25 protein-coding genes are annotated in these 25,265 nt (G+C 51.4%); 13 read left to right on the top strand and 12 right to left on the bottom strand.

From position 1 onward, the window contains the following. Window positions 1-85: 85 nt before the first annotated feature. A complete protein-coding gene (locus SBG_RS02790; RefSeq protein ID WP_000959101.1) occupies window positions 86-874 on the bottom strand; it encodes a deaminated glutathione amidase in 789 nt (262 codons plus the stop codon). Between the two features lie 90 nt (window positions 875-964). Here SBG_RS02790 and crcB point away from each other — a divergent pair, with 90 nt between their 5' ends. Further along, a complete protein-coding gene (gene crcB, locus SBG_RS02785) occupies window positions 965-1,348 on the top strand; it encodes a fluoride efflux transporter CrcB (RefSeq protein ID WP_000939754.1) in 384 nt (127 codons plus the stop codon). 52 nt (window positions 1,349-1,400) lie between these two features. Here crcB and cspE read toward each other — a convergent pair whose 3' ends face one another. After that, complete coding sequence (cspE, locus tag SBG_RS02780) at window positions 1,401-1,610, bottom strand: transcription antiterminator/RNA stability regulator CspE (RefSeq protein WP_000034825.1); 210 nt, start codon at window positions 1,608-1,610, stop codon at window positions 1,401-1,403. Window positions 1,611-1,797: 187 nt separating this feature from the next. Next, a complete protein-coding gene (gene pagP, locus SBG_RS02775; protein WP_000289777.1) occupies window positions 1,798-2,370 on the bottom strand; it encodes a lipid IV(A) palmitoyltransferase PagP in 573 nt (190 codons plus the stop codon). A gap of 392 nt (window positions 2,371-2,762) precedes the next feature. Between pagP and dcuC the strand changes: the two genes are divergently transcribed. Beyond that, entirely contained in the window at window positions 2,763-4,148 is a 1,386-nt protein-coding gene (dcuC, locus tag SBG_RS02770) for an anaerobic C4-dicarboxylate transporter DcuC (RefSeq protein WP_015702758.1), read from the top strand. A 45-nt stretch (window positions 4,149-4,193) separates the two neighbouring features. On the opposite strand, the gene dpiA is transcribed toward dcuC, so the two are convergent. Both dpiA and dpiB read right to left on the bottom strand, forming a co-directional pair. After that, complete coding sequence (gene dpiA / locus SBG_RS02765) at window positions 4,194-4,874, bottom strand: two-component response regulator DpiA (protein WP_000138787.1); 681 nt, start codon at window positions 4,872-4,874, stop codon at window positions 4,194-4,196. Beyond that, window positions 4,843-6,504, bottom strand: a complete 1,662-nt coding sequence (gene dpiB, locus SBG_RS02760; RefSeq protein WP_001115047.1) for a sensor histidine kinase DpiB — start codon at window positions 6,502-6,504, stop codon at window positions 4,843-4,845. The genes dpiA and dpiB overlap by 32 nt, the downstream gene beginning before the upstream one ends. Window positions 6,505-6,889: 385 nt before the next feature. On the opposite strand from dpiB, the gene citC reads away from it, so the two are divergent. The 9 genes from citC to rnk all read left to right on the top strand — a co-directional run bounded on the left by citC (window position 6,890) and on the right by rnk (window position 15,189). Continuing rightward, the gene (citC, locus tag SBG_RS02755; protein ID WP_000467879.1) at window positions 6,890-7,966 is read left to right on the top strand and encodes a [citrate (pro-3S)-lyase] ligase; all 1,077 of its coding nucleotides are present in this window, start codon (window positions 6,890-6,892) and stop codon (window positions 7,964-7,966) included. Continuing rightward, window positions 7,963-8,259: a citrate lyase acyl carrier protein gene (citD, locus tag SBG_RS02750; protein ID WP_000700713.1), complete on the top strand. Its 297-nt coding sequence runs from the start codon at window positions 7,963-7,965 to the stop codon at window positions 8,257-8,259. Before citC ends, citD begins: the two co-directional genes overlap by 4 nt. Next, on the top strand, window positions 8,256-9,164 hold the full coding sequence (citE, locus tag SBG_RS02745) for a citrate (pro-3S)-lyase subunit beta (protein ID WP_000623662.1): 909 nt from the start codon (window positions 8,256-8,258) through the stop codon (window positions 9,162-9,164). The genes citD and citE overlap by 4 nt, the downstream gene beginning before the upstream one ends. 9 nt (window positions 9,165-9,173) lie before the next feature. Then, entirely contained in the window at window positions 9,174-10,703 is a 1,530-nt protein-coding gene (gene citF / locus SBG_RS02740) for a citrate lyase subunit alpha (RefSeq protein WP_000192338.1), read from the top strand. Window positions 10,704-10,706: 3 nt separating this feature from the next. Further along, complete coding sequence (gene citX, locus SBG_RS02735) at window positions 10,707-11,258, top strand: citrate lyase holo-[acyl-carrier protein] synthase (protein ID WP_001238271.1); 552 nt, start codon at window positions 10,707-10,709, stop codon at window positions 11,256-11,258. After that, on the top strand, window positions 11,230-12,126 hold the full coding sequence (citG, locus tag SBG_RS02730; protein WP_000982651.1) for a triphosphoribosyl-dephospho-CoA synthase CitG: 897 nt from the start codon (window positions 11,230-11,232) through the stop codon (window positions 12,124-12,126). Before citX ends, citG begins: the two co-directional genes overlap by 29 nt. A 37-nt stretch (window positions 12,127-12,163) precedes the next feature. Continuing rightward, a complete protein-coding gene (gene citT / locus SBG_RS02725) occupies window positions 12,164-13,627 on the top strand; it encodes a citrate/succinate antiporter CitT (protein ID WP_000059044.1) in 1,464 nt (487 codons plus the stop codon). Between the two features lie 109 nt (window positions 13,628-13,736). Further along, window positions 13,737-14,543 carry a ribonuclease I gene (gene rna, locus SBG_RS02720; RefSeq protein ID WP_001274573.1) on the top strand — a complete coding sequence of 269 codons (807 nt, stop codon included), beginning with the start codon at window positions 13,737-13,739 and terminating at the stop codon, window positions 14,541-14,543. 235 nt (window positions 14,544-14,778) lie between these two features. Next, entirely contained in the window at window positions 14,779-15,189 is a 411-nt protein-coding gene (rnk, locus tag SBG_RS02715) for a nucleoside diphosphate kinase regulator (protein WP_000089744.1), read from the top strand. Between the two features lie 82 nt (window positions 15,190-15,271). Here the strand turns inward: rnk and SBG_RS02710 are convergent, their stop codons facing one another. Further along, a complete protein-coding gene (locus SBG_RS02710) occupies window positions 15,272-16,510 on the bottom strand; it encodes a zinc-dependent alcohol dehydrogenase (RefSeq protein ID WP_000646107.1) in 1,239 nt (412 codons plus the stop codon). Between the two features lie 225 nt (window positions 16,511-16,735). Here SBG_RS02710 and uspG point away from each other — a divergent pair, with 225 nt between their 5' ends. Beyond that, window positions 16,736-17,164: a universal stress protein UspG gene (gene uspG / locus SBG_RS02705; protein WP_000278498.1), complete on the top strand. Its 429-nt coding sequence runs from the start codon at window positions 16,736-16,738 to the stop codon at window positions 17,162-17,164. A 67-nt stretch (window positions 17,165-17,231) separates the two neighbouring features. Here the strand turns inward: uspG and SBG_RS02700 are convergent, their stop codons facing one another. From SBG_RS02700 to ahpC, 6 genes are all read right to left on the bottom strand, one after another. Continuing rightward, the gene (locus SBG_RS02700; RefSeq protein ID WP_000417087.1) at window positions 17,232-17,999 is read right to left on the bottom strand and encodes a dimethyl sulfoxide reductase anchor subunit family protein; all 768 of its coding nucleotides are present in this window, start codon (window positions 17,997-17,999) and stop codon (window positions 17,232-17,234) included. Then, window positions 17,999-18,556, bottom strand: a complete 558-nt coding sequence (locus SBG_RS02695) for a 4Fe-4S dicluster domain-containing protein (RefSeq protein ID WP_001250389.1) — start codon at window positions 18,554-18,556, stop codon at window positions 17,999-18,001. The genes SBG_RS02700 and SBG_RS02695 overlap by 1 nt, the downstream gene beginning before the upstream one ends. Then, complete coding sequence (locus SBG_RS02690) at window positions 18,553-20,832, bottom strand: molybdopterin-dependent oxidoreductase (RefSeq protein WP_000064218.1); 2,280 nt, start codon at window positions 20,830-20,832, stop codon at window positions 18,553-18,555. The genes SBG_RS02695 and SBG_RS02690 overlap by 4 nt, the downstream gene beginning before the upstream one ends. Beyond that, entirely contained in the window at window positions 20,829-21,383 is a 555-nt protein-coding gene (locus SBG_RS02685) for a TorD/DmsD family molecular chaperone (protein WP_000377446.1), read from the bottom strand. The genes SBG_RS02690 and SBG_RS02685 overlap by 4 nt, the downstream gene beginning before the upstream one ends. Window positions 21,384-21,607: 224 nt before the next feature. Then, window positions 21,608-23,173 (bottom strand): alkyl hydroperoxide reductase subunit F, encoded by a 1,566-nt coding sequence (gene ahpF, locus SBG_RS02680; RefSeq protein ID WP_015702757.1) that lies wholly within the window; start codon window positions 23,171-23,173, stop codon window positions 21,608-21,610. Window positions 23,174-23,415: 242 nt separating this feature from the next. Beyond that, window positions 23,416-23,979 carry an alkyl hydroperoxide reductase subunit C gene (gene ahpC / locus SBG_RS02675; protein ID WP_000052802.1) on the bottom strand — a complete coding sequence of 188 codons (564 nt, stop codon included), beginning with the start codon at window positions 23,977-23,979 and terminating at the stop codon, window positions 23,416-23,418. 388 nt (window positions 23,980-24,367) lie between these two features. On the opposite strand from ahpC, the gene dsbG reads away from it, so the two are divergent. Next, window positions 24,368-25,114, top strand: coding sequence for a thiol:disulfide interchange protein DsbG (gene dsbG / locus SBG_RS02670; RefSeq protein WP_000597116.1), 747 nt, complete (start codon window positions 24,368-24,370; stop codon window positions 25,112-25,114). Window positions 25,115-25,265: the final 151 nt, after the last annotated feature.

Below are 25,265 nucleotides of genomic sequence, written 5' to 3'. Positions count from 1 at the left end.
TAACCTGAGAATATTAACGGTCTTTTGACGCGGGCACACAATAGCAATCTGTAACAAGGTGAATCAAGCTTTGCGTAAAAAAACGTCATAATAATTGCGGTGGCGCAAATCGTCGCTGCTGTAAAAGCGGGAGCTGGGCCCGCACATGCTGTATTCGCTCCCTGAATATTTCTGCAACAATCAGCGCCGGGCGATCGGCGGCTGCCGCTATCGTGACGCCCAGAGGATCGATAATACGGCTTTGGCCAATATTCCGGTTACCGCACTCTCCGGCGGCAATTATATAGCAAGTGGTATCCAGTGCTCTCGCCGCCAGTAACGTCGACCATTGCGACTCTTTTAACGGGCCGCGCACCCATCCCGCGGGCAACACCAACGCTTCGGCGCCCTGTAAAGCCAACGCCATCGACATGTCAGGAAAGCGCAGATCATAGCAGGTCATCAGCCCAACTTTTAATCCCCCGACGTCCAGTATCGGCGCGATAGCATTCCCCGCATCAATATTTTTAGACTCCTCCATCGAAAACGCATTATAGAGATGCAGCTTCGCGTAATGTGCGACAATATTACCTGCCCGTAACGCCACCAGCAGATTAACCGCACGTCCGGGCGTTGACGGAATAAGGAGAGTCAAGATCGTCGTCATACCATTATGGCGGCTCTCGGCAAGAAGCCGCGTCATAAACGCGCCTTCCAACGGCTGCGCGACGCGTACCGACAGGTCAGGGTCGATATCGTCTCGGGCTAACACCCCCTCAGGCAGTACCAGAAGTGAAACACCGCGGCCTGCCGCCTGGGACATTAACAACACGCAGGTTTCCGCATTATTTTCCCATACGGGACTTACGACAAACTGTGCAGCTGCAACTAACATCCCCCCTCCCGCTCATTTACCTGGACTCGCCAATTATGCTTGTTCGGCGTTACACTCTCTCTATATAGCAATTAACTACAGGATTCGGCAGTGTTACAGCTTCTTTTAGCCGTTTTTATCGGCGGTGGAACCGGGAGTGTGGCCCGGTGGATGTTAAGTATGCGTTTTAATCCTCTCCATCAGGCGATTCCCATCGGTACGCTAACGGCAAATTTACTCGGTGCGTTTATTATCGGTATGGGGTTCGCATGGTTTAACCGCATGACGCATATCGATCCAATGTGGAAAGTACTAATTACTACCGGTTTTTGCGGCGGCCTGACGACGTTTTCTACGTTCTCTGCCGAGGTGGTGTTTTTACTACAGGAAGGCCGCTTTGGCTGGGCTTTGCTGAATGTGCTGATTAATCTGCTGGGCTCGTTTGCCATGACGGCGCTGGCATTCTGGCTATTTTCCGTAGCAACGGCGCGTTAAGCATAAAAAAACCCGCCAGAAAGGCGGGTTTTGAAATCTTGCTGTCGTACGCTTACAGAGCGATTACGTTTGCAGCGGAAGGGCCTTTGGCACCGTTAGTGATTTCGAACTCTACGCGCTGACCTTCAGCCAGAGTTTTAAAACCATTGGTCTGGATTGCAGAGAAGTGTACGAACACGTCTTTGCTGCCATCTTCCGGAGTAATGAAACCGAATCCTTTGGATTCATTAAACCACTTAACGTTACCTTTAATCTTAGACATCAAAATTACCTTTACATGAAAAATAGACACAAATGCTGTGTCGGATACCAGTACAACAATTGTGATGCATTTTGTCCAGTCGAACTTTGCTAAAAAGTGATAAATATCGCGTTAATTTTTAGACTTTCCTGTCTACTTATTGTTTTGTAAGGATTTTTAATTCACGAATGAAGAGTGCCATTCTCTGTCAAAACTGGAAACGCAACCAGGCAAAATAGACATTTCCATTGTTATACGTACCCGGAATGTAGGTCATCTGAAAGGTGGCGGGACCATACCCTATCGACGCTAACGGTAGCAATACCGGAACAGGAATATAGTGCCAGTTGTCACGCGCCGTAACGCCCGCGGTAAAGCCCAGGCCCAGGCGAAAATTATCGTCCTCCAGTGGTCGCCATGTCTTCTCCCAGCCATAACCGCCGATGGGCTCCCATTTATTAAACGAATCCTTAAAGGCCATCATATAAAGACCATGCCAGTTGCCTTTGTCATCCCAGCGTGACTGACCAAAACCAACACCCCATGGCTGCTCGTTATAGCGATCCGTTTTCTCTTTATCGTAGGCAAAACGCGCATGCCACGTAATGGTCGGAACATATAAATCATAATGCTCAGGCTGTCGCCATGTTTCAGAGACGTTATCTGTAAAGGTGTCAAACCACCCTTTATCCGCAGCGAATACCACAGGAATAGCCAGCCATTGCATAATAAGAACTGCAATAATAGAAAAATGCTTTCTGGTGATCATCACAACATACATACCATTTAAAAAATTCGAGCATGATAATAACAATTTTAACCTGAATAAAATCTTAACAAGGTATAAACAAAATAACCTGAGAGATTGTCTGGTTAACCGTACGTAATTCGACACTCAACCTAATTCTGCTCTATTTCACTGCGCCTTTAGCTATAATACAAAATAATAAAACAACCAAAAAAAACAACATTTAACACAATGAAATAACAATAAATTAATACTTAAGACACAGCAAAATGGCTTACAGACCTATCTCATCTTTATTCGTTGCACAGGAAAATAACATTGCCGTGATTTTAATCAGTAAGGCGTCAACTTTTATTCGGTATATTTTTATACCACTTTGGCAGTGCTTATTTTTTATTCTGGGTGTCTATAAGACAGGGGAAACAATGCTAACAGTTATAGAGCTCCTCATCGGGGTCGTGGTTATTGTGGGTGTAGCACGCTACATCATCAAGGGATATTCCGCCACTGGCGTTTTATTTGTCGGCGGTCTGGCTCTGCTCATTATCAGCGCGCTGATGGGGCATAACGTGTTACCCGCCAGCGAAACCAGTACGGGCTATACCGCAACAGATATTGTGGAATACATCAAGATTTTGCTCATGAGCCGCGGCGGCGATCTAGGTATGATGATCATGATGCTGTGCGGTTTTGCTGCCTATATGACTCATATCGGCGCGAATGATATGGTCGTTAAACTGGCGTCGAAGCCTTTACAGTACATTAATTCGCCCTATTTATTGATGATCGCCGCCTATTTTGTCGCTTGCCTGATGTCGTTGGCCGTCTCTTCCGCTACGGGGCTTGGCGTACTGCTCATGGCCACGCTCTTCCCGGTGATGGTCAACGTCGGCATTAGCCGCGGCGCGGCGGCGGCTATTTGCGCTTCTCCGGCTGCCATCATCCTCTCGCCAACCTCTGGCGATGTGGTTTTGGCCGCAAAAGCGGCGGAGATGCCGTTAATCGATTTTGCGTTTAAAACCACTTTGCCGATTTCTATCGTTGCGATTATCGCCATGGCGATTGCGCATTTTTTCTGGCAAAGCTACCTGGATAAAAAAGAGAACATTTCGCATGAGATGCTGGATGTCACAGAGATCACCACGACGGCCCCTGCGTTTTATGCTCTTTTGCCATTCACGCCCATTATCGGCGTGTTGATTTTTGACGGTAAATGGGGACCGCAACTGCACATCATCACGATTCTGGTGATCTGTATAGTGCTTGCCGCCGTGCTGGAATTTGTGCGCGGCTTCAATACTCAAAATGTATTTTCCGGTCTGGAAGTGGCCTGGCGCGGCATGGCGGATGCATTTGCCAGTGTCGTGATGCTGTTAGTCGCTGCTGGTGTTTTTGCTCAGGGACTAAGCACGATTGGCTTTATTCAAAGCCTGATCTCTATCGCCACCTCTTTTGGCTCCGCCAGTATTATTTTGATGCTGGTATTAGTTATTTTAACTATGCTGGCCGCAATGACCACCGGTTCAGGTAATGCGCCGTTCTACGCCTTTGTTGAGATGATCCCTAAACTGGCGCACTCCTCCGGTATCAATCCAGCCTATTTATCAATTCCGATGCTACAAGCCTCAAATCTGGGGCGCACTATTTCGCCGGTCTCCGGCGTAGTGGTCGCCGTCGCCGGAATGGCGAAAATTTCACCGTTTGAAGTGGTAAAACGCACCTCTGTCCCGGTCATAGTCGGTCTGTTGGTAGTGATTATCGCCACAGAAATTATGGTGCCAGGCGCCTCCTCCGCCATCGCTGACGGTTAATCGCTGGTAAGCGCCGGGGCTCGTCTCCGGCAGCTTACATCTGGCTTAGCCGCCGTGGTAAATTCGCTGCGGCCTTCCTACTTTGCCATGAATGATTTCAGCAATAATCAGGTGTCGACTCGCGCAATATTCCAGATAGCGTCGGGAAGTGGTACGACTTATCGTTAAGGCCTGCGCTACCGTTTCAGCCGTATGGCGTACTGTCGGGTCGGCAAACAGCTTCATGACCGCATTCAGGGTTAAAGCATCAATACCTGTCGGCAAATCGCCTTTCGGTTCGCCGCGCGCGTACGCGTTAAACATTTCATCTATCTGCTTCTGGCTTGCGCTATCCACGCTCGCCAACATACGTCTGCGCTGCTGATAGCGCATCAACGTCTGCCCCAGACGTTCATAAGCGATGGGTTTAACCAGATAATCAAACGCGCCGCTACGTACCGCTTCCGCTACCGTTTCCATGTCGCTGGCTGCGGTAGTAAACACCACGCCGCCTGGATAACGCGTTTGCATTAACTCATGCAGCAGAGTAATTCCCTTCCCATCAGGCAAATAATTATCCAACAGAATTAATCCAGGCTTGAATCGGTCAATCATCATTCTTGCCTGCGCCAGATTGCCCGCAAGCCATATCCGGTTAAAACCAGGAATATGACGGATATACTCCGCGTGCATCTCTGCCAACAGCGTTTCATCCTCAACGATCAATAGGGTTAATGGTTCTGTCATCGTTTTTTTTCACTTTCGGAAGAAATATAGAAAATAAGGTGCCACAAGGATCATTATCTTCCTGCATAATGACCCCACCACAGCGCCCCACATAACTTGCAATAAGATATAACCCGATACCATGCTCACCGGGTTCATCGGTTCTGGTACTGACGCCCTGTTCAAAAATTTTTTCCCGCAGCGCCTCAGGGATCCCGCAGCCCTGATCGGCGACCTCTATCACCACGTCGTCGCCTTCATCGCACAGAAAAAGTTCGATGGTATTGTCGCCTTCCTGCGTGCGTAAACTCGCTTCAAAGGCATTATCTAACAGATTTCCGACGATGGCGGCGAACTCTGTGCTATCCAGCCCTTCCGGCAATTGATGTAACTGACTACCGGGAACGATGACCATTTTGAGTCCCAGTTCGCGTGCACGCTGAACTTTGCCAAACAGTAAGCCTGCGACCTGACGATCGGCGAAAGCATCACGTAAACTATCAATAAGCTGCTGTTGCGCCTGCGATTCACCCTGTACCATCTCTCTGACCCGCTCGTATTCTTTCATTTGCAACAGACCGTTCAGGGTAGACATCCAGTTCAGATGCTCATGGCGTAGCGTACGCAGACTCTCGACATACTGTTTAATTTGGGTTAGCTGCGCATTCAACGTCGCTATTTCATCCTTGCTGCGAAAACTGATAATCGCCCCCAGCAACTCCTCGCCGGAACGAATAGCTTCACGATTGGCAATTACGCTCAATCCATTGAAATTAGCCATCACATCCTGGCGTTTTTCTGCGATCTGACAGGTAAAAAAATCCGCGGGATTGACGACTTCCGCTATTGGCTGACCTAACCATTGTCGCCCTGGAGACGGTAGCCCCAGCATTTTTCTCGCATTACGGTTGATCGCTGTGATATGTCCTTCCGGATCAACGGCGATTAATCCTTCATAGACCGAACTAAACAGCGCCTCTTGCTGACGTACCACGCGTGCAATCTGTTTCGGCTCCATGCCCAGCATTTGCCGGCGGATATGCGCAGCGAAAAACCAGGAAAGCAACATTAATACCACCAGCAGCAGCACGAAAACGCCCACCATCGGCAGTAAAAAGTCCAGCCGCCAGGAGTCAATTTTACTGACCAGATATCCTATTGAAACAACGCCAATCACCTTACCTTCGTTATCAAAGATGGGTGTTTTAGCGCGCATCGCCATGCCTATCGAGCCTTTGCCGGTAATGAAATAACTTTCTCCCCTTTCCAGCGCGCCGGGCTTTGTAAACTGCATGGGATAGCCGATTTTTTCCGGATTTGGGTGGTAAAGCCGGATCGAATGGCGATCGCCTATCACGACATAGTCGAAATCCGTCCCGCGCTGTAGCTTATTCGCGATTGTCGCCAGACGCTTGTAGTCCCGGTTTTTTACGGCGGTAATAATGCTGTCGTTAGAGGCAATAATTTTTGCCTGATTCATCGCCATGTCACGAACATGGGATGCCAGATAATCTTCAAAACTGGCAGAAAAATATTGGGCTAACGCCGCCACAATGAAAACAGAAACCACCAGAATGAGCAGAAAAATACGCAACGGAAACGCGAGTTGCCGAAAAAAAGGAAACAGCTTTCTATTTTTCTGTTCTGGCATTAAGGTTCCTTGTGGGTGTTTTTCTGCGGACTTACCGCAAATGTAATAAATTTGTTTTAAGATGCTTAAGGGATATAAAAACCGATCGTTACAGATTCCCCACATTAAATCAATTAAACAACTAAAACCCACGGCCCAAATGGCGATTAAATTAATTAAAAAACTTAAAACCATAAAACACTTAAAAACCATCTAACGCTTTGTGAAATAAATCAAAATTTACCTCCAAAATACTCCTTACGATGTATACGGCAGAGAGAAAAAGAAATAATCCATAATAAAAAACCGCCGTTCTCTGACTGAAAAGAAAACGTTATCAAGTTGCAACACGACGCAACATATACGGAAAAATAGCAACAAATATATCACCAGGATATTTCTTACTATGTTTGGCAATAATGTATTTACCCGGGTAAAACGCTCTGAAAATAAAAAAATGGCGGAGATCGCACAATTTCTCAAAGCGAATGATTTAAGCGTCGATACCACTGTCGAGGTGTTTATTACCGTCACCCGCGATGACCATCTTATTGCCTGCGGCGGCATCGCCGGAAATATCATCAAATGTGTGGCCATCAGTGAATCCGTACGCGGTGAAGGCTTAGCACTAACGCTGGCGACTGAGCTAATCAATCTCGCCTGGGAACGTCACTGCACCCATCTTTTTATTTATACGAAAACGGAATACGAAGCGCTGTTTAAACAGTGCAGTTTTTCGACGATAGCCAGCGTCCCCGGCGTAATGGTTTTAATGGAAAATAGTACCACCCGACTGAAACGGTATGCGGAATCGCTGGCGACATTGCGTCATGAGGGAAAGAAAATTGGCTGTATCGTGATGAACGCCAATCCTTTCACTAACGGCCATCGCTATCTAATCCAACAGGCGGCTGCGCAGTGTGACTGGCTGCATCTGTTCCTGGTCAAAGAAGATACGTCACGCTTTCCCTATGAAGATCGACTCGATCTGGTGCTGAAAGGCACTCGCGATATTCCGCGCCTGACCGTTCACCGCGGCTCCGAATACATTATCTCTCGTGCGACGTTTCCCTGCTATTTCATTAAAGAGCAGAGCGTCATTAATCACTGTTATACCGAAATCGACCTGAAGATTTTCCGCCAGTATCTGGCGCCCGCGCTTGGCATCACACACCGCTTTGTCGGTACGGAGCCATTTTGCGCCGTTACCGCCCAGTACAACTGTGATATGCGTTTCTGGCTGGAAACGCCAACGCTTCCCGCCCCACCCATTGCGCTGGTGGAAATAGAGCGGCTTTGCTTCCAGGAAACGCCGATATCCGCCTCCTGGGTTCGCAAACTGCTGGTTAAACACGATCTCACGGCTATCGCGCCGCTGGTTCCCGACGCCACCCTGCGCTACTTGCAGGCGATGGCCGAACGCCATCCAGGCAGCGCGGCGGCCCGTCAAAAGTCCCCCGCATTAGCAACAGGTGAAAAATGAAAATAAACCAGGTAGCCGTCGCAGGCACGCTTGAGTCCGGCGATGTGATGATACGCATTGCGCCGCTCGATACACAGGATATTGACCTGCAAATCAACAGCAGCGTTGAAAAGCAGTTTGGCGAGGCCATTCGGGCCACCATCCTGGAAGTACTCTCTCGCTATGACGTACGCGGCGTACAACTGAACGTCGATGATAAAGGCGCGCTGGACTGCATTTTACGCGCCCGACTGGAAACGCTACTGGCGCGCGCCAGCGGTATTGCCGCTCTGCCCTGGGAGGATCGTCAATGATTTCCATTTCTCTGCAACAACGTAAAACCCGCACCCGCCGCAGCATGTTATTCGTACCAGGCGCCAACGCAGCGATGGTGAGCAACTCGTTTATTTATCCAGCCGACGCACTGATGTTCGACCTGGAAGATTCCGTTGCCTTACGCGAAAAAGACGCGGCGCGCCGTCTGGTATATCACGCGCTACAACATCCGCTTTACCGTGACGTTGAAACTATTGTCCGTGTGAACGCGCTGGATTCCGAATGGGGCGTTAACGATCTGGAAGCGGTCGTACGCGGCGGCGCGGATGTAGTGCGTTTGCCGAAAACCGACACCGCGCAAGACGTCATTGATATTGAAAACGAGATTCTGCGTATTGAAAACGCCTGTGGTCGCGAACCGGGCAGCACCGGCCTGTTAGCCGCCGTGGAATCACCGCTGGGCATTACCCGCGCGGTAGAAATCGCGCACGCTTCTGAACGGCTGATCGGTATCGCCCTGGGCGCTGAAGACTATGTGCGCAACCTGCGTACCGAACGTTCGCCGGAAGGTACCGAACTGCTGTTCGCCCGCTGCGCCATTTTGCAGGCCGCGCGTTCCGCCGGCATTCAGGCTTTCGATACCGTTTATTCCGACGCCAATAACGAAGCTGGTTTCCTGCAAGAAGCCGCCCACATCAAACAACTGGGCTTTGACGGTAAATCCCTGATCAACCCTCGCCAGATTGAACTGCTGCACAACCTTTACGCGCCGACGCGTAAAGAGGTCGCCCATGCGCGCCTGGTGGTAGAAGCCGCAGAAGCTGCCGCCCGAGAAGGTCTCGGCGTCGTTTCCCTTAACGGCAAAATGGTCGACAGCCCGGTGATTGAACGCGCCCGTCTGGTGCTCTCCCGCGCAGAACTTTCCGGCATTCGCGAAGAATAAGGCAAAAAAATGACGCAGAAAAACGAATCTCAACGCCAGGATCGCGTAGCGGCCTGGAGCCGTCACATAGAAAGCGAACTGAGCGCTTACCAAAACGCGGCTAAATTGAATCTACAAGCGCAAAAACCGCGCAACCACAAACGGTGCGCCAGTCTGGAAGAGGCCATCCGCCGTTCTGGTTTACGCGACGGTATGACCATCTCCTTCCACCACGCATTTCGTGGCGGCGATCTGACGATTAACCTGGTAATGGAGACCATCGCGAAGATGGGCTTCAAAAATTTAACGCTGGCCTCCAGCTCATTAAGCGACTGCCATGCGCCGCTGATTGAGCACATTCGTAACGGAGTGGTCAGCCGCATCTACACGTCTGGTCTGCGCGGCCCGCTGGCGGAAGAAATTTCTCGCGGCCTGCTGGCTGAACCCGTTCAGATTCACTCCCACGGTGGTCGTGTGCATCTGGTACAAAGCGGCGAACTGAACATTGACGTCGCCTTCCTCGGCGTTCCGTCCTGCGATGAATTCGGTAATGCTAACGGTTATACCGGCAAGGCCTGTTGCGGTTCCCTGGGCTATGCAATGGTTGATGCCGATAGCGCGAAGCAGGTTGTGATGCTGACAGAAACGCTGCTGCCGTATCCGCATAACCCGGCCAGCATCGCTCAGGATCAGGTTGATCTGATCGTACAGATCGACGAAGTCGGCGACGCTAACAAAATCGGCGCTGGCGCGACCCGCATGACCACCAACCCGCGTGAACTGCTGATCGCCCGCAGCGCAGCGGAAGTCATTGCTCACTCCGGCTACTTCAACGAAGGCTTCTCACTGCAAACCGGCACTGGCGGCGCATCGCTGGCGGTCACCCGCTTCCTGGAAGACAAAATGCGCAGCCGCAACATCGTTGCTGATTTCGCGCTGGGCGGTATTACCGCCACCATGGTCGACCTGCATGAAAAGGGCTTAATCCGCAAGCTGCTTGACGTTCAGAGCTTTGACCGTAACGCCGCGGAATCACTGGCGCGTAACCCGAACCATATTGAAATCAGCGCTAACCAATATGCCAACTGGGGCTCAAAAGGCGCATCCGTTGACCGTCTGGATGTCGTCGTACTGAGCGCGCTGGAAGTGGATACCCATTTCAACGTTAACGTGCTGACCGGCTCCGACGGGGTTCTGCGCGGCGCGTCCGGCGGCCACTGCGATACCGCCGTTGCGGCGGCGTTGTCCATCATTGTCGCGCCGCTGGTTCGCGGTCGTATCCCGACGCTGGTCGATAACGTCACCACCTGCGTCACACCGGGCTCCAGCATCGACATTCTCGTCACCGATCACGGTATCGCCGTTAACCCGGCACGTCCGGAACTGGCGGAACGCCTGAAAGAAGCGGGAATGAAAGTGGTATCGATGGAATGGCTGCGCGAGCGCGCGCAACTGCTCACCGGTCAGCCCCGCCCTATCGAATTCACCGATCGCGTGATTGCTGTCGTGCGTTACCGCGACGGTTCGGTGATTGATGTCGTTCATCAGGTGAAAGAGTAAACCATGCGTCTGCTTCCTGATAGCGCCTCTAACCACGCAGTATCGATTCCTGAGCTGCTTGCCAGCCGGGATGAAAGACAGGCAAGGCAACACGTCTGGCTTACGCGTCACCACCTTCCGCTGGTCTCCTTTACCGTGGTGGCCCCAGGCCCGATTAAAGATAGCGCGTTAACCCGCAGGATCTTTAATCACGGCGTGGCTGCGTTGCAGGCGATGACAAAAGCATCAGGCTGGATTATCAGGGAGCAGGCCGCATTGGTTTCTGCCAGTGGGCCGGAGGGTGTTCTTGCCGTTGAAGCGCCGGCTCACGCGCTTAAACACGCCACTATCGCGCTTGAGCATACGCATCCGTTAGGACGCTTATGGGACGTTGACGTGCTGACCCCGGAAGGGGAAATCCTCTCACGTCGCCATTTTGCGCTCCCTGCCCGCCGCTGTTTATTGTGCGGACACAGCGCTGCCGAATGCGCGCGAGGTAAAACTCACGCGCTTCCCGAATTACTCACCCGAATGGAGGCGCTGCTGCATGATGCCGATTCCCGCCAACCCGACTAACGCCGCCATTCAGCCTCCGTCACTGTACGACATCTGGGCCGATCTCGCCTGGCGCGCCATGCTGACCGAGGTAAATCTATCGCCAAAACCCGGCCTGGTAGACCGGCTAAACTGCGGCGCGCACAAAGATATGGCGCTGGCGGACTTTCACCGCAGCGCGGAGGCGATTCGCGCCTGGCTGCCGCGATTTATGGAGTATGGCGCAAGCTGCACGCGCCTGCCGCCTGAATCGGTTCTGGCGGGCCTGCGTCCGTTGGGGATGGCCTGTGAGGCGGCGATGTTTCGCGCCACGGCAGGCGTCAATACCCATAAAGGCAGCATTTTCTCACTGGGGCTGCTATGCGCCGCTATTGGCCGCCTGTATCAGTTACGTCTGCCGATAACCGCACAAACGCTCTGTGCTACCGCTGCTGCCTTTTGTCGCGGTCTGACCGCGCGCGAACTGCGCCAGAACAATCTACAGCTCACTGCAGGCCAACGGCTATATCAGCAACTCGGTTTAACCGGCGCGCGCGGCGAAGCGGAAGCGGGCTATCCGCTGGTCATCCGCCACGCATTGCCGCACTACCGCGCATTGCTGGCGCAGGGACGCGATCCGGAACTGGCGTTACTCGACACGTTACTGCTGCTGATGTCGCTCAACGGTGATACCAACGTCGCCTCACGCGGCGGGGCGGACGGCCTGCGCTGGTTACAGCAGCATGCGACGTTCTTATTACGTCAGGGCGGTATACGTACTCCTGACGATCTCATTTATCTCCACCAGTTCGATCAGCAATGCATTGAACGCAACCTCAGTCCCGGCGGCAGCGCCGATCTGCTGATCGTAACCTGGTTTTTAGCGCAAATTTCGCAAGTTAATCATTAACACAATTATAGAAAATATCCTTTCCGGAGAGTCATTTATGTCTTTATCCAAAGATAGTATATGGAAGTTGTTGGCCCCATTGGTGGTGATGGGCGTCATGTTGCTTATTCCTGTCCCTGATGGTATGCCACCACAGGCCTGGCACTATTTTGCGGTTTTCGTCGCAATGATTGTTGGTATGATCCTGGAGCCAATCCCGGCGACGGCGATCAGTTTTATCGCAGTAACCATTTGCGTTATCGGCAGCAATTACCTGTTATTTGATGCTTCAGAGCTGGCCGATCCAGCATTTAAAGCAGGTAAACAGGCGCTGAAATGGGGGCTTGCCGGCTTCTCCAGTACCACGGTCTGGCTGGTCTTCGGCGCGTTTATTTTTGCGCTGGGTTATGAAGTCACCGGACTGGGACGCCGTATCGCGTTATTCCTGGTAAAATTCATGGGCAAACGCACACTGACGCTCGGCTATGCGATTGTCATTATCGACATTTTGCTGGCGCCGTTTACCCCCTCCAATACCGCCCGTACCGGTGGTACTGTATTCCCGGTAATCAAAAACCTGCCGCCGCTGTTTAAATCCTTTCCAAACGATCCTTCCGCACGCCGTATCGGTGGTTATTTGATGTGGATGATGGTGATCAGTACCAGCCTTAGCTCCTCCATGTTTGTCACCGGCGCGGCGCCAAACGTGCTGGGTCTGGAGTTTGTCAGCAAAATTGCTGGCGTCCAGATTAGCTGGCTGCAATGGTTCCTTAGCTTCCTGCCAGTGGGGATTATTTTACTGATCGTTGCCCCCTGGCTTTCTTACGTACTTTATAAACCTGAAGTAACCCATAGCGCGGAAGTCGCGGCCTGGGCTGGCGACGAGTTAAAAAGCATGGGACGTCTGTCCCGCAAAGAGTGGACGCTGATTGGCCTGGTACTGCTTAGCTTAGGATTATGGGTTTTTGGTGGCAAAATCATCAACGCCACCGCCGTGGGTCTGCTGGCCGTTTCGCTGATGCTGGCGCTACATGTGGTTCCGTGGAAAGACATTACGCGTTACAACAGCGCCTGGAACACTCTGGTGAACCTCGCAACACTGGTGGTCATGGCCAATGGCTTAACGCGCTCCGGCTTTATCGACTGGTTCGCCAATACTATGAGCACGCATCTGGAAGGTTTCTCACCGGATGCAACCGTCATTGTACTGGTACTGGTGTTCTATTTTGCGCATTATCTGTTCGCCAGCCTTTCCGCCCACACCGCAACCATGCTGCCGGTCATTCTGGCGGTGGGTAAAGGCATTCCAGGCGTGCCGATGGAACAACTGTGTATTCTGCTGGTGCTGTCTATCGGTATCATGGGCTGTCTGACGCCGTATGCCACCGGCCCTGGCGTAATTATCTACGGCTGTGGCTACGTGAAATCCAAAGACTACTGGCGTCTTGGCGCAATCTTTGGCGTGATCTATATCGCCATGCTGCTGCTTGTCGGCTGGCCGATTCTGGCAATGTGGAATTAAGCATTACGCCAGTACAGGCTAAAAATGATGCCGGTCGGGTGAACCTGACCGGCATTTTTTATGATTAAATAGATGATATTCATAATGTGTATAAATTACAGAATTCATCATGAGCGCAATATGGCATTACAGTCCGCTACTGGCTGTACTTTTACCCCCTATTTTTGCCGCAAACGCCAACGAGCTCCAGGCGAGACAGTACGGTGATTTTTCTGACTACGTGCTGGCGTTATCCTGGCAAACCGGGTTTTGCCAAAGCCAACATGAACGCCATCACCAGGAACCCGATGAGTGCCATCGGCAAAAAGAGCCGACCAATAAAGCTGACTTTCTGACCGTTCACGGTCTGTGGCCGGGATTACCTGAATCTATTGCCGCACACGGTGTTGATAAGCGGCGCTGGCAGCGCTTTGGCTGCGCGACACGGCCAGTCCCGAATCTGCCTGAAGTACGGGCCAGCCGGAAGTGCGCAGCCCCCGCGCCAGGACTTTCACCAGACATCGCGGCCACGCTTAGAGAAGTGATGCCTGGCGCAGGAGGTAACTCCTGCCTGGAACGCTATGAATATGCAAAGCATGGCGCCTGTTTTGGCTTTGATCCGAATGCCTATTTTGGCACAATGATACGGCTGGATAAGGCGATAAAAAGCAGCGCACTGGGGCAATTTCTGGCAGAAAATTACGGCAAAACTGTGAGTCGCGCCGCGTTTGATGGCGTAGTCGAACAAACGTGGGGCAAGGATAACGTTAAAGCCGTAAAAGTAAACTGCCATGGCCATCCCGCTTATCTAACCGAGATCCAGTTTTCATTAAGAGCCTCAATGATTAACGCGCCGCTCTCCTCCGCCTCTTTCCTGCCACAGCCGCATCCCGGCAACTGCGGGAAACAGTTTATTATCGATAAAGCGGGTTATTAACGTGGCAGAGTGTTAAAAACCGCAGCTAAATTTGAGAACACGCCCGGATGTAGACTAAAATTCACACAAGGCGATGACGTTTGAGGATTTGCCCGAATGTGAACTAAATCACTTCAAAGACGGGAAAAGTCTCAGTATCATCATAAGAGTTAAACCCTCGCCGCCAGACGGTGAGGGTTTTCTTTTGGGACCATTTACCTGCACTACTCGCAGTATCGATGACATGGAGTAAGAAATGTCCAGACCCACAATTATCATTAACGACCTTGACGCCGAACGTATCGATCGTCTGCTGGAACAACCTGCGTATGCGGATCTGCCGATTGCCGACGCGCTCAACGCGGAGCTGGATCGCGCGCAAATGTGTTCACCACAAGAGATGCCGCACGATGTCGTCACGATGAACAGCCGCGTTAAATTCCGCAATTTGAGCGATGGTGAAACGCGTGTGCGTACGCTGGTATATCCGGCTAACATGACGGACAGCAGTACACAACTTTCGGTAATGGCCCCCGTTGGCGCGGCATTGCTGGGACTACGCGTCGGCGATACCATTCACTGGGAACTGCCGGGCGGCGCCTCTACCCACCTCGAAGTGCTGGAACTCGAATACCAGCCTGAAGCCGCCGGCGATTTTCAGCGTTAAACCATCTGCATAAGCGTTAACCCGTTTACACAGAGGATGCCTGCGCATCCTCTTTCCGTTCCCTCTTCTCTTTCAGCCTCTTTCAAACGACACTGCCGGGTAACGGATTGATTATTCCCGTCGCCTGTTTTTGCGCCGCCTCCGCCGATGATGCCCCCGGCACCAGAATGACCTTCCGGCACTCTTCCTGGCGTTTTTCGAAAATTTCGTAGCCGCGCGCCGCCTCTTCAAACGGCATATAGTGTGTGACAATCTCTTCCGGTTTTAGCAGCCCTTTTTCAATAAGCGGCAATAATTCACCCAGCCACGCGTGAACATGGGTCTGACCCATTTTGAAACTCAGCCCCTTATCAAATGCGTCGCCGAACAGAAAGCCGTGAATAAAACCAGCATAAACGCCAGGCACGCTGACCACGCCGCCGCGCCGGACTGCTGCGATACATTGTCGCAACGCTTTGCCGCTGCTGCCTTCCAGTTTAAGGTTTGTCAGTACCGTCTCCGTCATACTGCCTTTCGCTTCAAATCCGACAGCATCAATAACTGCGTCCACGCCGCGGTGTCCTGCGGTCTGCTCAATAATTTTTTCCGCCGGATCGTTTTCATCATCGAAGTTTATCGGTATCGCGCCGTAGCGTTCTTCGGCAAAACGTAACCGCCAGGAATGGTGATCAACAACAAAGATCTGTTCAGCGCCCAACAGCCGCGCACAGGCAATGGTCAACAATCCTACCGGGCCCGCGCCAAAAACCGCCACACTGGAACCTTGCTGAACCTGAGCGTTTTTTGCCGCCTGCCAGGCAGTAGGCAAAATATCGGAAAGAAACAGCGCCTTATCGTCAGATAACAGCGGCGGCACTTTAAACGGCCCGACATTGCCTTTTGGCACACGAACGTATTCAGCCTGCCCACCGGGAACGCCACCATAAAGATGGCTATAACCAAACAGCGCCGCCGGCGGCGGGATCTGTTTTTTATTCAACGCTGCACCGTGCCCGGTGTTGGTATTTTCACAGGCGGAATATTGCTGTAGGCGACAGAAAAAACAGTCGCCGCAAGCAATAACGAACGGAATAACGACTCGATCCCCTTTCTGAATATTCTTCACTTCCCGCCCGGTTTCAACGACCTCTCCCATAAATTCATGGCCGAAAATATCGCCATGCTTTACCTGTGGGATCTTGCCGCGATAGAGATGCAAATCGGAACCGCAAATCGCGGTGGCGGTAATACGTAAAATGATATCGTCGGGCTGCTCAATGCCGGGATCGGGTACATTTTCAACTTTTACATGATGTGGACCGTGATACGTCAATGCTTTCATGCAGCCTCCTGGAATAACGGTAAATGTCGCGTTTGTTTATAAAAGGGTAGCTATCACGCAGGAAGTGCCGGGAAAACAGGCTGCTTTAGGATTTTTCCTGGAAAAACGGCAAGCATTTTTTAAAGGCGGATTGTCGTAATATTTAAAATTGCCAGACAAATAACAGAAAGAAACATTATTATATGTTTGAATAAGTTCAGTATTGATTAACAGGGAGAAACGGGTATGTATAAGACAATCATTATGCCGGTTGATGTTTTTGAAATGGAACTAAGCGATAAAGCCATTCGTCACGCTGAGTTTCTGGCGCAACAGGATGGCGTCATTCATCTGTTGCATGTTCTGCCAGGCTCCGCAAGCATGAGCCTGCACCGCTTTGCCGCCGATGTCCGTCGCTTTGAAGAACATTTGCAGCACGAGGCGGAAACGCGTCTACAAACGATGGTGGAGCACTTCAGCATCGATCCTTCACGGATTAAAACCCACGTTCGCTTTGGTAGCGTACGCGATGTAGTGAATGAAATGGGCGAAGAACTGGATGCCGATGTGGTAGTGATCGGTTCGCGTAATCCGTCCATTACGACACACCTGCTGGGATCTAACGCCTCAAGCGTGGTTCGCCATGCGACACTGCCAGTGTTGGTAGTGCGTTAACCTTGTTATCTCAACATTGACAAGCCCCGCCAGAGTAATCCTGGCGGGGTTTTTTACTGAATAACCGTCAGTACAAATGCCCGATATTCACAATAGTGCTCACCGTATCACCGAAAAAGACCAGGCGGCTCAGGAATACGCCGACAAATAATAAGATGAGCAGGAGCGCCGGGCGTGAATCGCTGCGACGGCTGACGATGAAAGCGATCGCAAGGCAGGCCAGACTTGCCAGATAAAACGGTGAAGCCAGCCATGAACGCGCCGTCATTTGCATGATCGTCCCCCCGCTCAACCAAAGCAGTGGAGCTGAGAGCAAGACGGCAATACACACCACAATCCCCTGGCGTAACGCAGAGTGGGCAGGCTTTAATGTTAACAGTGGAATTGCCGCGCCTCCCATCACCCATACCGTAATAAAAAATAACAACATGGTAAAACCATTGGCGATAGCTACCATTGCTGGCGCGGCGTAGGTCATGCCCTGTACCGCCACCAATACCACACCACACACCGAGGCGACGATAGCCGGCGCTTTATGTCCCTTCGCAAGAAACGTTACGCCCACTGCAACGCCAAACAGAGTGGCACCGAGAATTTCCCGGCTCAGCCAGGCATGTTGCAGGTTACGTAATGCGTCATATGCACGATCCGGATGCGCCAGGTGCAAAATCGCGGCAACAGACGCCAGTGCCAGCACCAGGCCAGTCACCAGCCAGTAGACGCGCTTAGCTTCAATTTCGCCACGTAGCGTACGCCATGTCAGTATCAGCGCCATCCCTACAGACATCTGACTTAAGACCGTAAAAAACACCAGCGGCAGTTCATATTTTTCCATTACTTGTCCTCCGGCTGCTTAGGCTGACGCGCCAGAATAAAGCGCGTCCCTGGATTGAGGTGCGGCATTCGCGGAAACCCCGGCGGGAACTGCACCGCATTGTCAGGCAGCGGATCGGCATCCAGATCGATAATACTCAGCGCACCAACCGGACAGGCATTTACACAGGCCGGGTTCATACCAACATCGAGACGTTCATAACACATACTGCACTTTTCGGCTTTACGCGTTTCTTCATTGAAGCGCGGCGCCCCATATGGGCAATTGCGAATACAGTTCTTACACCCGATACAGTGCTCAGGATTATGCACCACCACGCCATCTTCACGTTTGGTGTAGGCTTCTACCGGGCAGGCGGCGACGCAGGCCGGATTTTCACAGTGGTTACAGGCCAGCGAGTAAAACGCTCGCTCCTCATGCGGATAGATTTCTTTATCCAGCGGATAGACGTAACGCCAGAAGCGTTCCGGTTCCAGCTGGTTAAAACTTTTACAGGCCATCGCACAGCCACGGCAGCCAATGCATTTATCGCTATTAACTAAGAATGCGCGTCTCATGCGACGTCACCTCCTTTACCGATCAGCACAACGTCAGCAAACTGACTATGAATGGCGGCACCCGGCGCGCCCGTTTTCATTAACCCCATATCGGCCGGAGTATCAGCCACCACGTTCTGCACGTTATATTTCCGTTTCGGGAACCACGCTTCGTACATCACCAGAAAATCTTCCGGCACGTTAGTCGTCACTTTGACACGCAACTCAATCTCACCCGTGGTATTAAAGACTTTCACCAGATCGTTCTCAGCAATACCTTTTTTCTGCGCCGAAGCTGGGTGCATATAGACAAACGGTTCCGGGTAGAACACCTGCATCCAGTCCAGGTTGATAAACTGCGAATGCAGACCAAACTGCACGTGCGGCGTAAATAGATGGAACGGCAATTTACTCTCGGCTTCCGGTTTGTATTCCGGCAGCGCGGTGTGGCCGTTCTTCTCCGCCAGTTCAGATTTAAATTCATACTTGCCTGAGGGCGTTTTGAACTTACGGTCATACCAGGCGGCAGAGCTTGGCAGAATCGCTTTTTTCGGCCCATCCAGCAGCTCGTCCCAGGAAGAGATACCGAACATCTTCGCCATTCCGTCGTTAAATTCCAGATCCAGCCAGCGCTTGTGGTCAAACTCTTGCGGGAAGGTACAGGAGCCCGGCGCCATCTTATTGATGGTGCGCGACAGCATCGTGGCGATTTCCAGATCGCATTTCGCTTCGAACATTGGCTTGATAGCCGGCTGGTTAATAGAAAGCCAGTAGTGCCAGTAAGAGGCGTCTACATTCCACTCTTCAAACGCTGTCGTCACCGGTAGCACAATATCGGCATGCTGAACGGTTTCGTTGAAGAACTGGTCGGCGCACACCACCATCTCCAGCTTTTCAAACGCTTTTTCCATTTTGCTGCGATCAAAATCCTGGGCAAACGGGTTTTTACAGGCCACCCACAGCATACGTACCGGTGGATCAGTAGCGTCGAGGATCCCCTGCGCCGTCTGGTTGATATTCAAAGAACGATCAGAGTACTGGACGGCTTCGCTACCGGCTGCTGCACCAAATTCGCTGGTTGTCCCCGCCGCGCCAGGCACGCCAATGGAACCTTCCGGCTGCTTCTGCAACATGGCGTTATAATTAAAACCCCAGGTATGCAGATGCCCATAACGCGCACCACCGCCTTCCACGCCGATATTACCGGTCATGGCGACAAAGGCGTCAATCGCCCGCACGTTAGCGCCGCCATTGACGTGACGCTGCATTCCGTAACCAATCCATACGGTGGCCGGGTTAACGGCGGTAAACTCTTCCGCCAGCTGGCGAATGACATCCACAGACAAGCCGCAGATTTCTGATGCCCATTCCACAGTCACGTTATTGCGCAGATACACTTCAAACTCGGCATAACCGTGGGCGTAGTTGTTGACGAAATCCTGATCCACCAGCCCTTTATCGACCAGATGACGCGCCATCCCCAGCGCCAGCGCGCCGTCAGAACCTGGGCGAACACGCAGATAAAGATCGGCTTTAGCAGCGGTTTGCGACAGCAGCGGGTCGATAACGACGACCTTCGCCCCTTTCTCGCGCGCCTGATAGATGTACTTCATTGAGTGCATCGAGCACCAGGCCGGATTGGCGCCCCAGATAATGATATATTTCGCTTTCACCATATCTTCCGGGTCGTTACACCACATATCGCCCATGTCGTAGTTTTGCGCATCGATACCGGCAGGCCAGCACGGCGTGCCGGCGAAACGAGTGGTATAGCCCAGTGAGGACATCATCCCTTCAACGGCATAGTTCAGTACGCCGAACTTGCCGGAGTATTTGGTCAGCGCCACGCCCAGCATGGAACCGTCTTTTTTCTTGATTTCCAGCATCTTGGTAGCGATACGCTGCATTGCCTCTTCCCAGGAGATACGACGCCAGTTACCGCTGCCACGCACATCCTGTACCATGGGATATTTGATGCGATCCGGGCTGTAGACACGGCGCGGGTAGCTAAGTCCTTTTACGCACGGCGTGCCGTGCGTAAAAGTGGATTCTGGCGCGCCCTCCACGAAGGTGATTACGTCATCTTTAACCCAGGTCTTCAGGCTACACGTGTCATAGCAATTACGTGGGCACGCATTGCGATAGATTTTGTAGGTCTTAGGGTTAAAAGGAATCGGCGGTTGCGCATAAGCGCAACGGGAAGACAATAGCCCGCCGGGTAAAGCGGATACCGCCCCCAGCGCAACCAGTCCCTTTAAAAACGAACGTCTGTTCAGAAGTCCCGGTTCATTGCTCATAATTGTACTCTCGTAATTAATTCATCAAGCCAATAAGATAATTTTTCCGCAACCTTACGTAGCGGCGCAGTCTGGGCATTTATTTTTATTTTTTCGATATACTCAGGCACCCACTCGGTTATATAAGAATTTACATATCGAGTAAGCATTTCTATGTATTCCGGGGACTTTCTGGCGTTGATAAGCAATAAAACTGCCAATTCCAGAACATAAGAAATATGATCATCAGGCGTATTATTTTTTTTATTTATGGAGAGACCTAAATCTTCCATAAACTCCCGTAAACTTAACGTAGACTTACCCATTACCAACGCATCTTCCTCCAGATAAACCGAAGCATAGGGCGCGGCCTTAAGCTTTCCAGGACCGACAAACAGGGCATTAAAATCATATTCTGCAGCCAGCCAGTCACTGTCGCTTAACTCAGCGGCTTCTTTATTAAGCGCAAGGTAAGCAGACTTAAGAGTCTGGCTGTCAGAGGAAATAAAAAAATCACGTAGTAATAGTCCTGAAGATTCAAGTTCCGTCAGGTATTCATAAATTGAATCCATTAATGCACCGCTCAACATTCACATAAAAAATATTTGTGATAAAGAGGAGACAGGATAAACAAAAGGAACTTATTTTTTTTGATTAAAAAATTCATTAACCCTACAAAATAAATGGATAATGTATTTTTTTGTTTCTAAAAATAAGATTTATACCTGAACGGTAAAAAAAAGCCGCCTGCAGGGTAGCAGGCGGCTCAGAATAGGCAGGTGTTGGCTTCTTTCTTTTAGGCGACTTTGCTGCGAATCAGATAATCAAAGGCACTAAGCGAGGCTTTTGCCCCCTCGCCTGTGGCGATAATAATCTGCTTGTAAGGGACAGTGGTACAGTCACCCGCCGCAAAGACCCCCTTAACGCTGGTTTCACATTTGGCGTCAATGATAATTTCGCCCATCCGGTTACGTTCCAGCGCGCCTTCCAGCCACTGGGTATTCGGCAGCAGGCCGATCTGCACGAAGATCCCCGCCAGTGCAACCTGATGCGTGTCACCACTGACGCGATCGCGATACTCCAGACCCGTAACCTTGCTACCATCACCTTTCACTTCGGTGGTTTGCGCATTCAGAATAATATCGACGTTTTTCAGACTACGGACTTTATCCTGCAATACCTGGTCGGCTTTCATTTCCGGCGCAAACTCCAGCAGGGTAACGTGTTCTACAATCCCTGCGAGATCGATAGCCGCTTCAACGCCAGAGTTACCGCCTCCAATAACGGCAACACGCTTGCCTTTAAACAGTGGACCGTCACAATGCGGGCAATAAGTCACGCCTTTGGTGCGATACTGATCTTCACCGGGCACATTCATATTACGCCATTTGGCGCCAGTGGCGATGATAACACTGCGCGCTTTCAATACTGCGCCGGACGCGGTTTCAATCTGATGCAATCCGCCTTCTGACGCTGCCGGAATCAGTTTACTTGCGCTCTGACTATCAATGACGTCAACGTCATAATCGCTGACATGCGCTTTCAGCGCGCCCGCCAGTTTCTGGCCTTCGGTTTTTGGCACTGAAATATAGTTTTCGATATCAACAGTATCCAGCACCTGGCCACCAAAACGTTCGCCCATCAAACCGGTACGAATCCCCTTACGCGCCGAGTAAACCGCCGCCGCCGCCCCTGCCGGACCGGAACCGACAATCAGTACATCATACGCCTCGCGTTTGTTTAACGCTTCCGCCGCTCGTTTTTCTGCCCCGGTATCCACTTTGGCAATAATTTCGCTCAGAGTCATACGTCCCTGGCCGAACTCTTTACCGTTCACAAATACCGCCGGAACCCCCATTACGTTACGCTCGGTGATTTCATTCTGGAAGGTGCCGCCGTCAATCGCCGTATGTTTAATCCGTGGATTCAACACCGCCATCAGGTTCAGCGCCTGTACCACGTCCGGGCAGTTGTGGCAGGAAAGGGAATAATATGTTTCGAACTCAAAATCACCGTCAATATCGCGGATCTGTGCCAGCAGTTCCTGCGCCTCTTTAGACGGATGCCCCCCCGTCCACAGCAGCGCCAGCACCAGCGAGGTAAATTCATGGCCCAGCGGCGAGCCCGCAAAGCGCGGCCCCTGCTCCGAGCCTGGATTGGTGATCAGAAAAGAGGGCTTGCGCACGGGCAGGCTGTTATTTTCTTTAAAGGTCACTTTCGGTGAAAGTTCGGCGATTTCCGCCAGCAGTTCCTTGATTTCTGCCGATTTAGCGCTGTCATCCAGCGTGGCAATCAGCTCAACAGGTTTGGTCAGTTTCTCAAGGTAGGCCTTGAGCTGGGTTTTCATGTTAGTGTCGAGCATCGTTATCTCCTGCTTAAAAAACATCATCATGCAAGCTGCCTGATAAGGCATACCTGAATGCAACTTGAATCATGGTGCTGGAATGAAATGGGCGCGAATGCGCCCATAACTAAAGCCATTTCCTAAGTATTTCGCGTCAGAGCAAGGCGGCTAGCCTGGGAATCCCCGGGAGCTTACATAAGTAAGTGACCGGGGTGAGCAGGCGACGCCAACGCCGCTATGACGTGAAAGACGACGGAAATTTAGATTTTGCCGACCAGGTCCAGAGACGGAGCCAGCGTCGCTTCGCCTTCTTTCCATTTTGCCGGGCAAACTTCGCCTGGGTGGGCTGCAACGTACTGAGCCGCTTTGATTTTACGCAGCAGGTCAGACGCGTCACGGCCGATACCTTCAGCGGTAACTTCGATAGCCTGGATGATCCCCTGCGGGTCAACAACGAAGGTTGCACGGTCTGCCAGACCTTCATCTTCACGCATGTTGTCGAAGTTACGGGTCAGGGCGCCAGTCGGGTCGCCGATCATCGCGTATTTGATTTTTGCGATGGTTTCAGAGCTGCTGTGCCATGCTTTGTGGGTGAAATGGGTATCAGTAGAAACAGAATAAACGTCTACGCCCAGCTTCTGCAGTTCTTCGTAATGATCAGCCACGTCGCCCAGCTCAGTCGGGCAAACAAAGGTAAAGTCGGCCGGATAGAAGAAGAAGACGCTCCAGCGGCCTTCGGTATCTTTCTCAGTGACTTCGATGAATTCACCGTTTTTGAACGCCTGGTTTTTGAAAGGTTTGATTTTGGTGTTAATTAAGGACATCTATACTTCCTCCGTGTTTTCGTTGAGGAGTAAGTTAACGGAATTTTTCTGATTCGGCTAATGCGTTTCCATTATCAAATCAATAAGCGTTAACTAACAACCCGATCCGGGCAACATTGTGAACACTGCGCCCTTTCAGCCATCTAAAGTAAAAAGGCCGCCTGACAGGCGGCCCCATTACCTGAACTACCCGTACAAGGTAACTTCAGAGCCAGTATATGCTGGCTAAGTGTTGCGCTCTACATTACCTTAACAAAGGCTGTAACAGCGAAAAGAATTACATCACCCCAGTACAGAAAGGGCAATCTCACCACGCCAGCTCTTACCTATGACTGCGATAGGCAACATCATTAATACTCTTTTCGCTTTGATTTTAAAAGGAAAAAACATGATTAAACGTACACTACTGCTTGCTATGCTGCCCATCCTCGCCCACGCGGAAGACCTGCCTGCGCCGGTTAAAGCCATTGAAAAACAGGGTATTACCATTCTTAAGCCCTTCGATGCGCCGGGAGGCATGAAAGGCTATCTCGGAAAGTACCAGGACATGGGCGTCACGATTTACCTGACGCCGGACGGCAAACACGCGATTTCCGGCTATATGTATAATGAAAAAGGTGAAAACCTTAGCAACGCCCTGATAGAAAAAGAGATCTATGCGCCCGCCGGACGTGAAATGTGGCAGAAAATGGAAAAAGCGTCCTGGATACTCGACGGTAAAAAAGACGCGCCGGTGGTGCTGTATGTCTTCGCCGACCCTTTCTGCCCCTATTGTAAGCAGTTCTGGCAACAGGCCCGTCCGTGGGTCGAATCTGGCAAAGTGCAATTACGCACGTTACTGGTCGGCGTGATTAAACCGGAAAGCCCGGCGACAGCCGCAGCAATCTTAGCCGCCAAAGACCCGGCGAAAACCTGGCATGATTATGAGGCCTCAGCCGGAAAAATGAAACTGGACGTTCCGGCGGCCATCCCGCCGGCGCAGATGAAAGTCATTAATCAGAATCAGCAGTTGATGGATGATCTTGGCGCTAATGCCACCCCGGCGATTTATTACATGAATAAAGATAACACCCTGCAACAGGTTGTTGGTTTACCTGAAAAAGCACAGTTGGACGTGATGATGGGGCAACCTTAACGCGAAAACAGACGCACAACGACACCTCGCCCGGTAGCGTTGCGTCTATCGGGCATGAAGTTTAACACAACCACTGGAGGCTATTCACTGGCAGATCGGATAAGGTAGGTAGCCTTTCCCCGGCGCAGAATTTGTCGCCTCCCCCGTCATT

It is taken from the genome of Salmonella bongori NCTC 12419, from assembly GCF_000252995.1.
GTDB lineage: Bacteria > Pseudomonadota > Gammaproteobacteria > Enterobacterales > Enterobacteriaceae > Salmonella > Salmonella bongori.
This window is presented reverse-complemented; position numbering and strand designations above follow the sequence as displayed.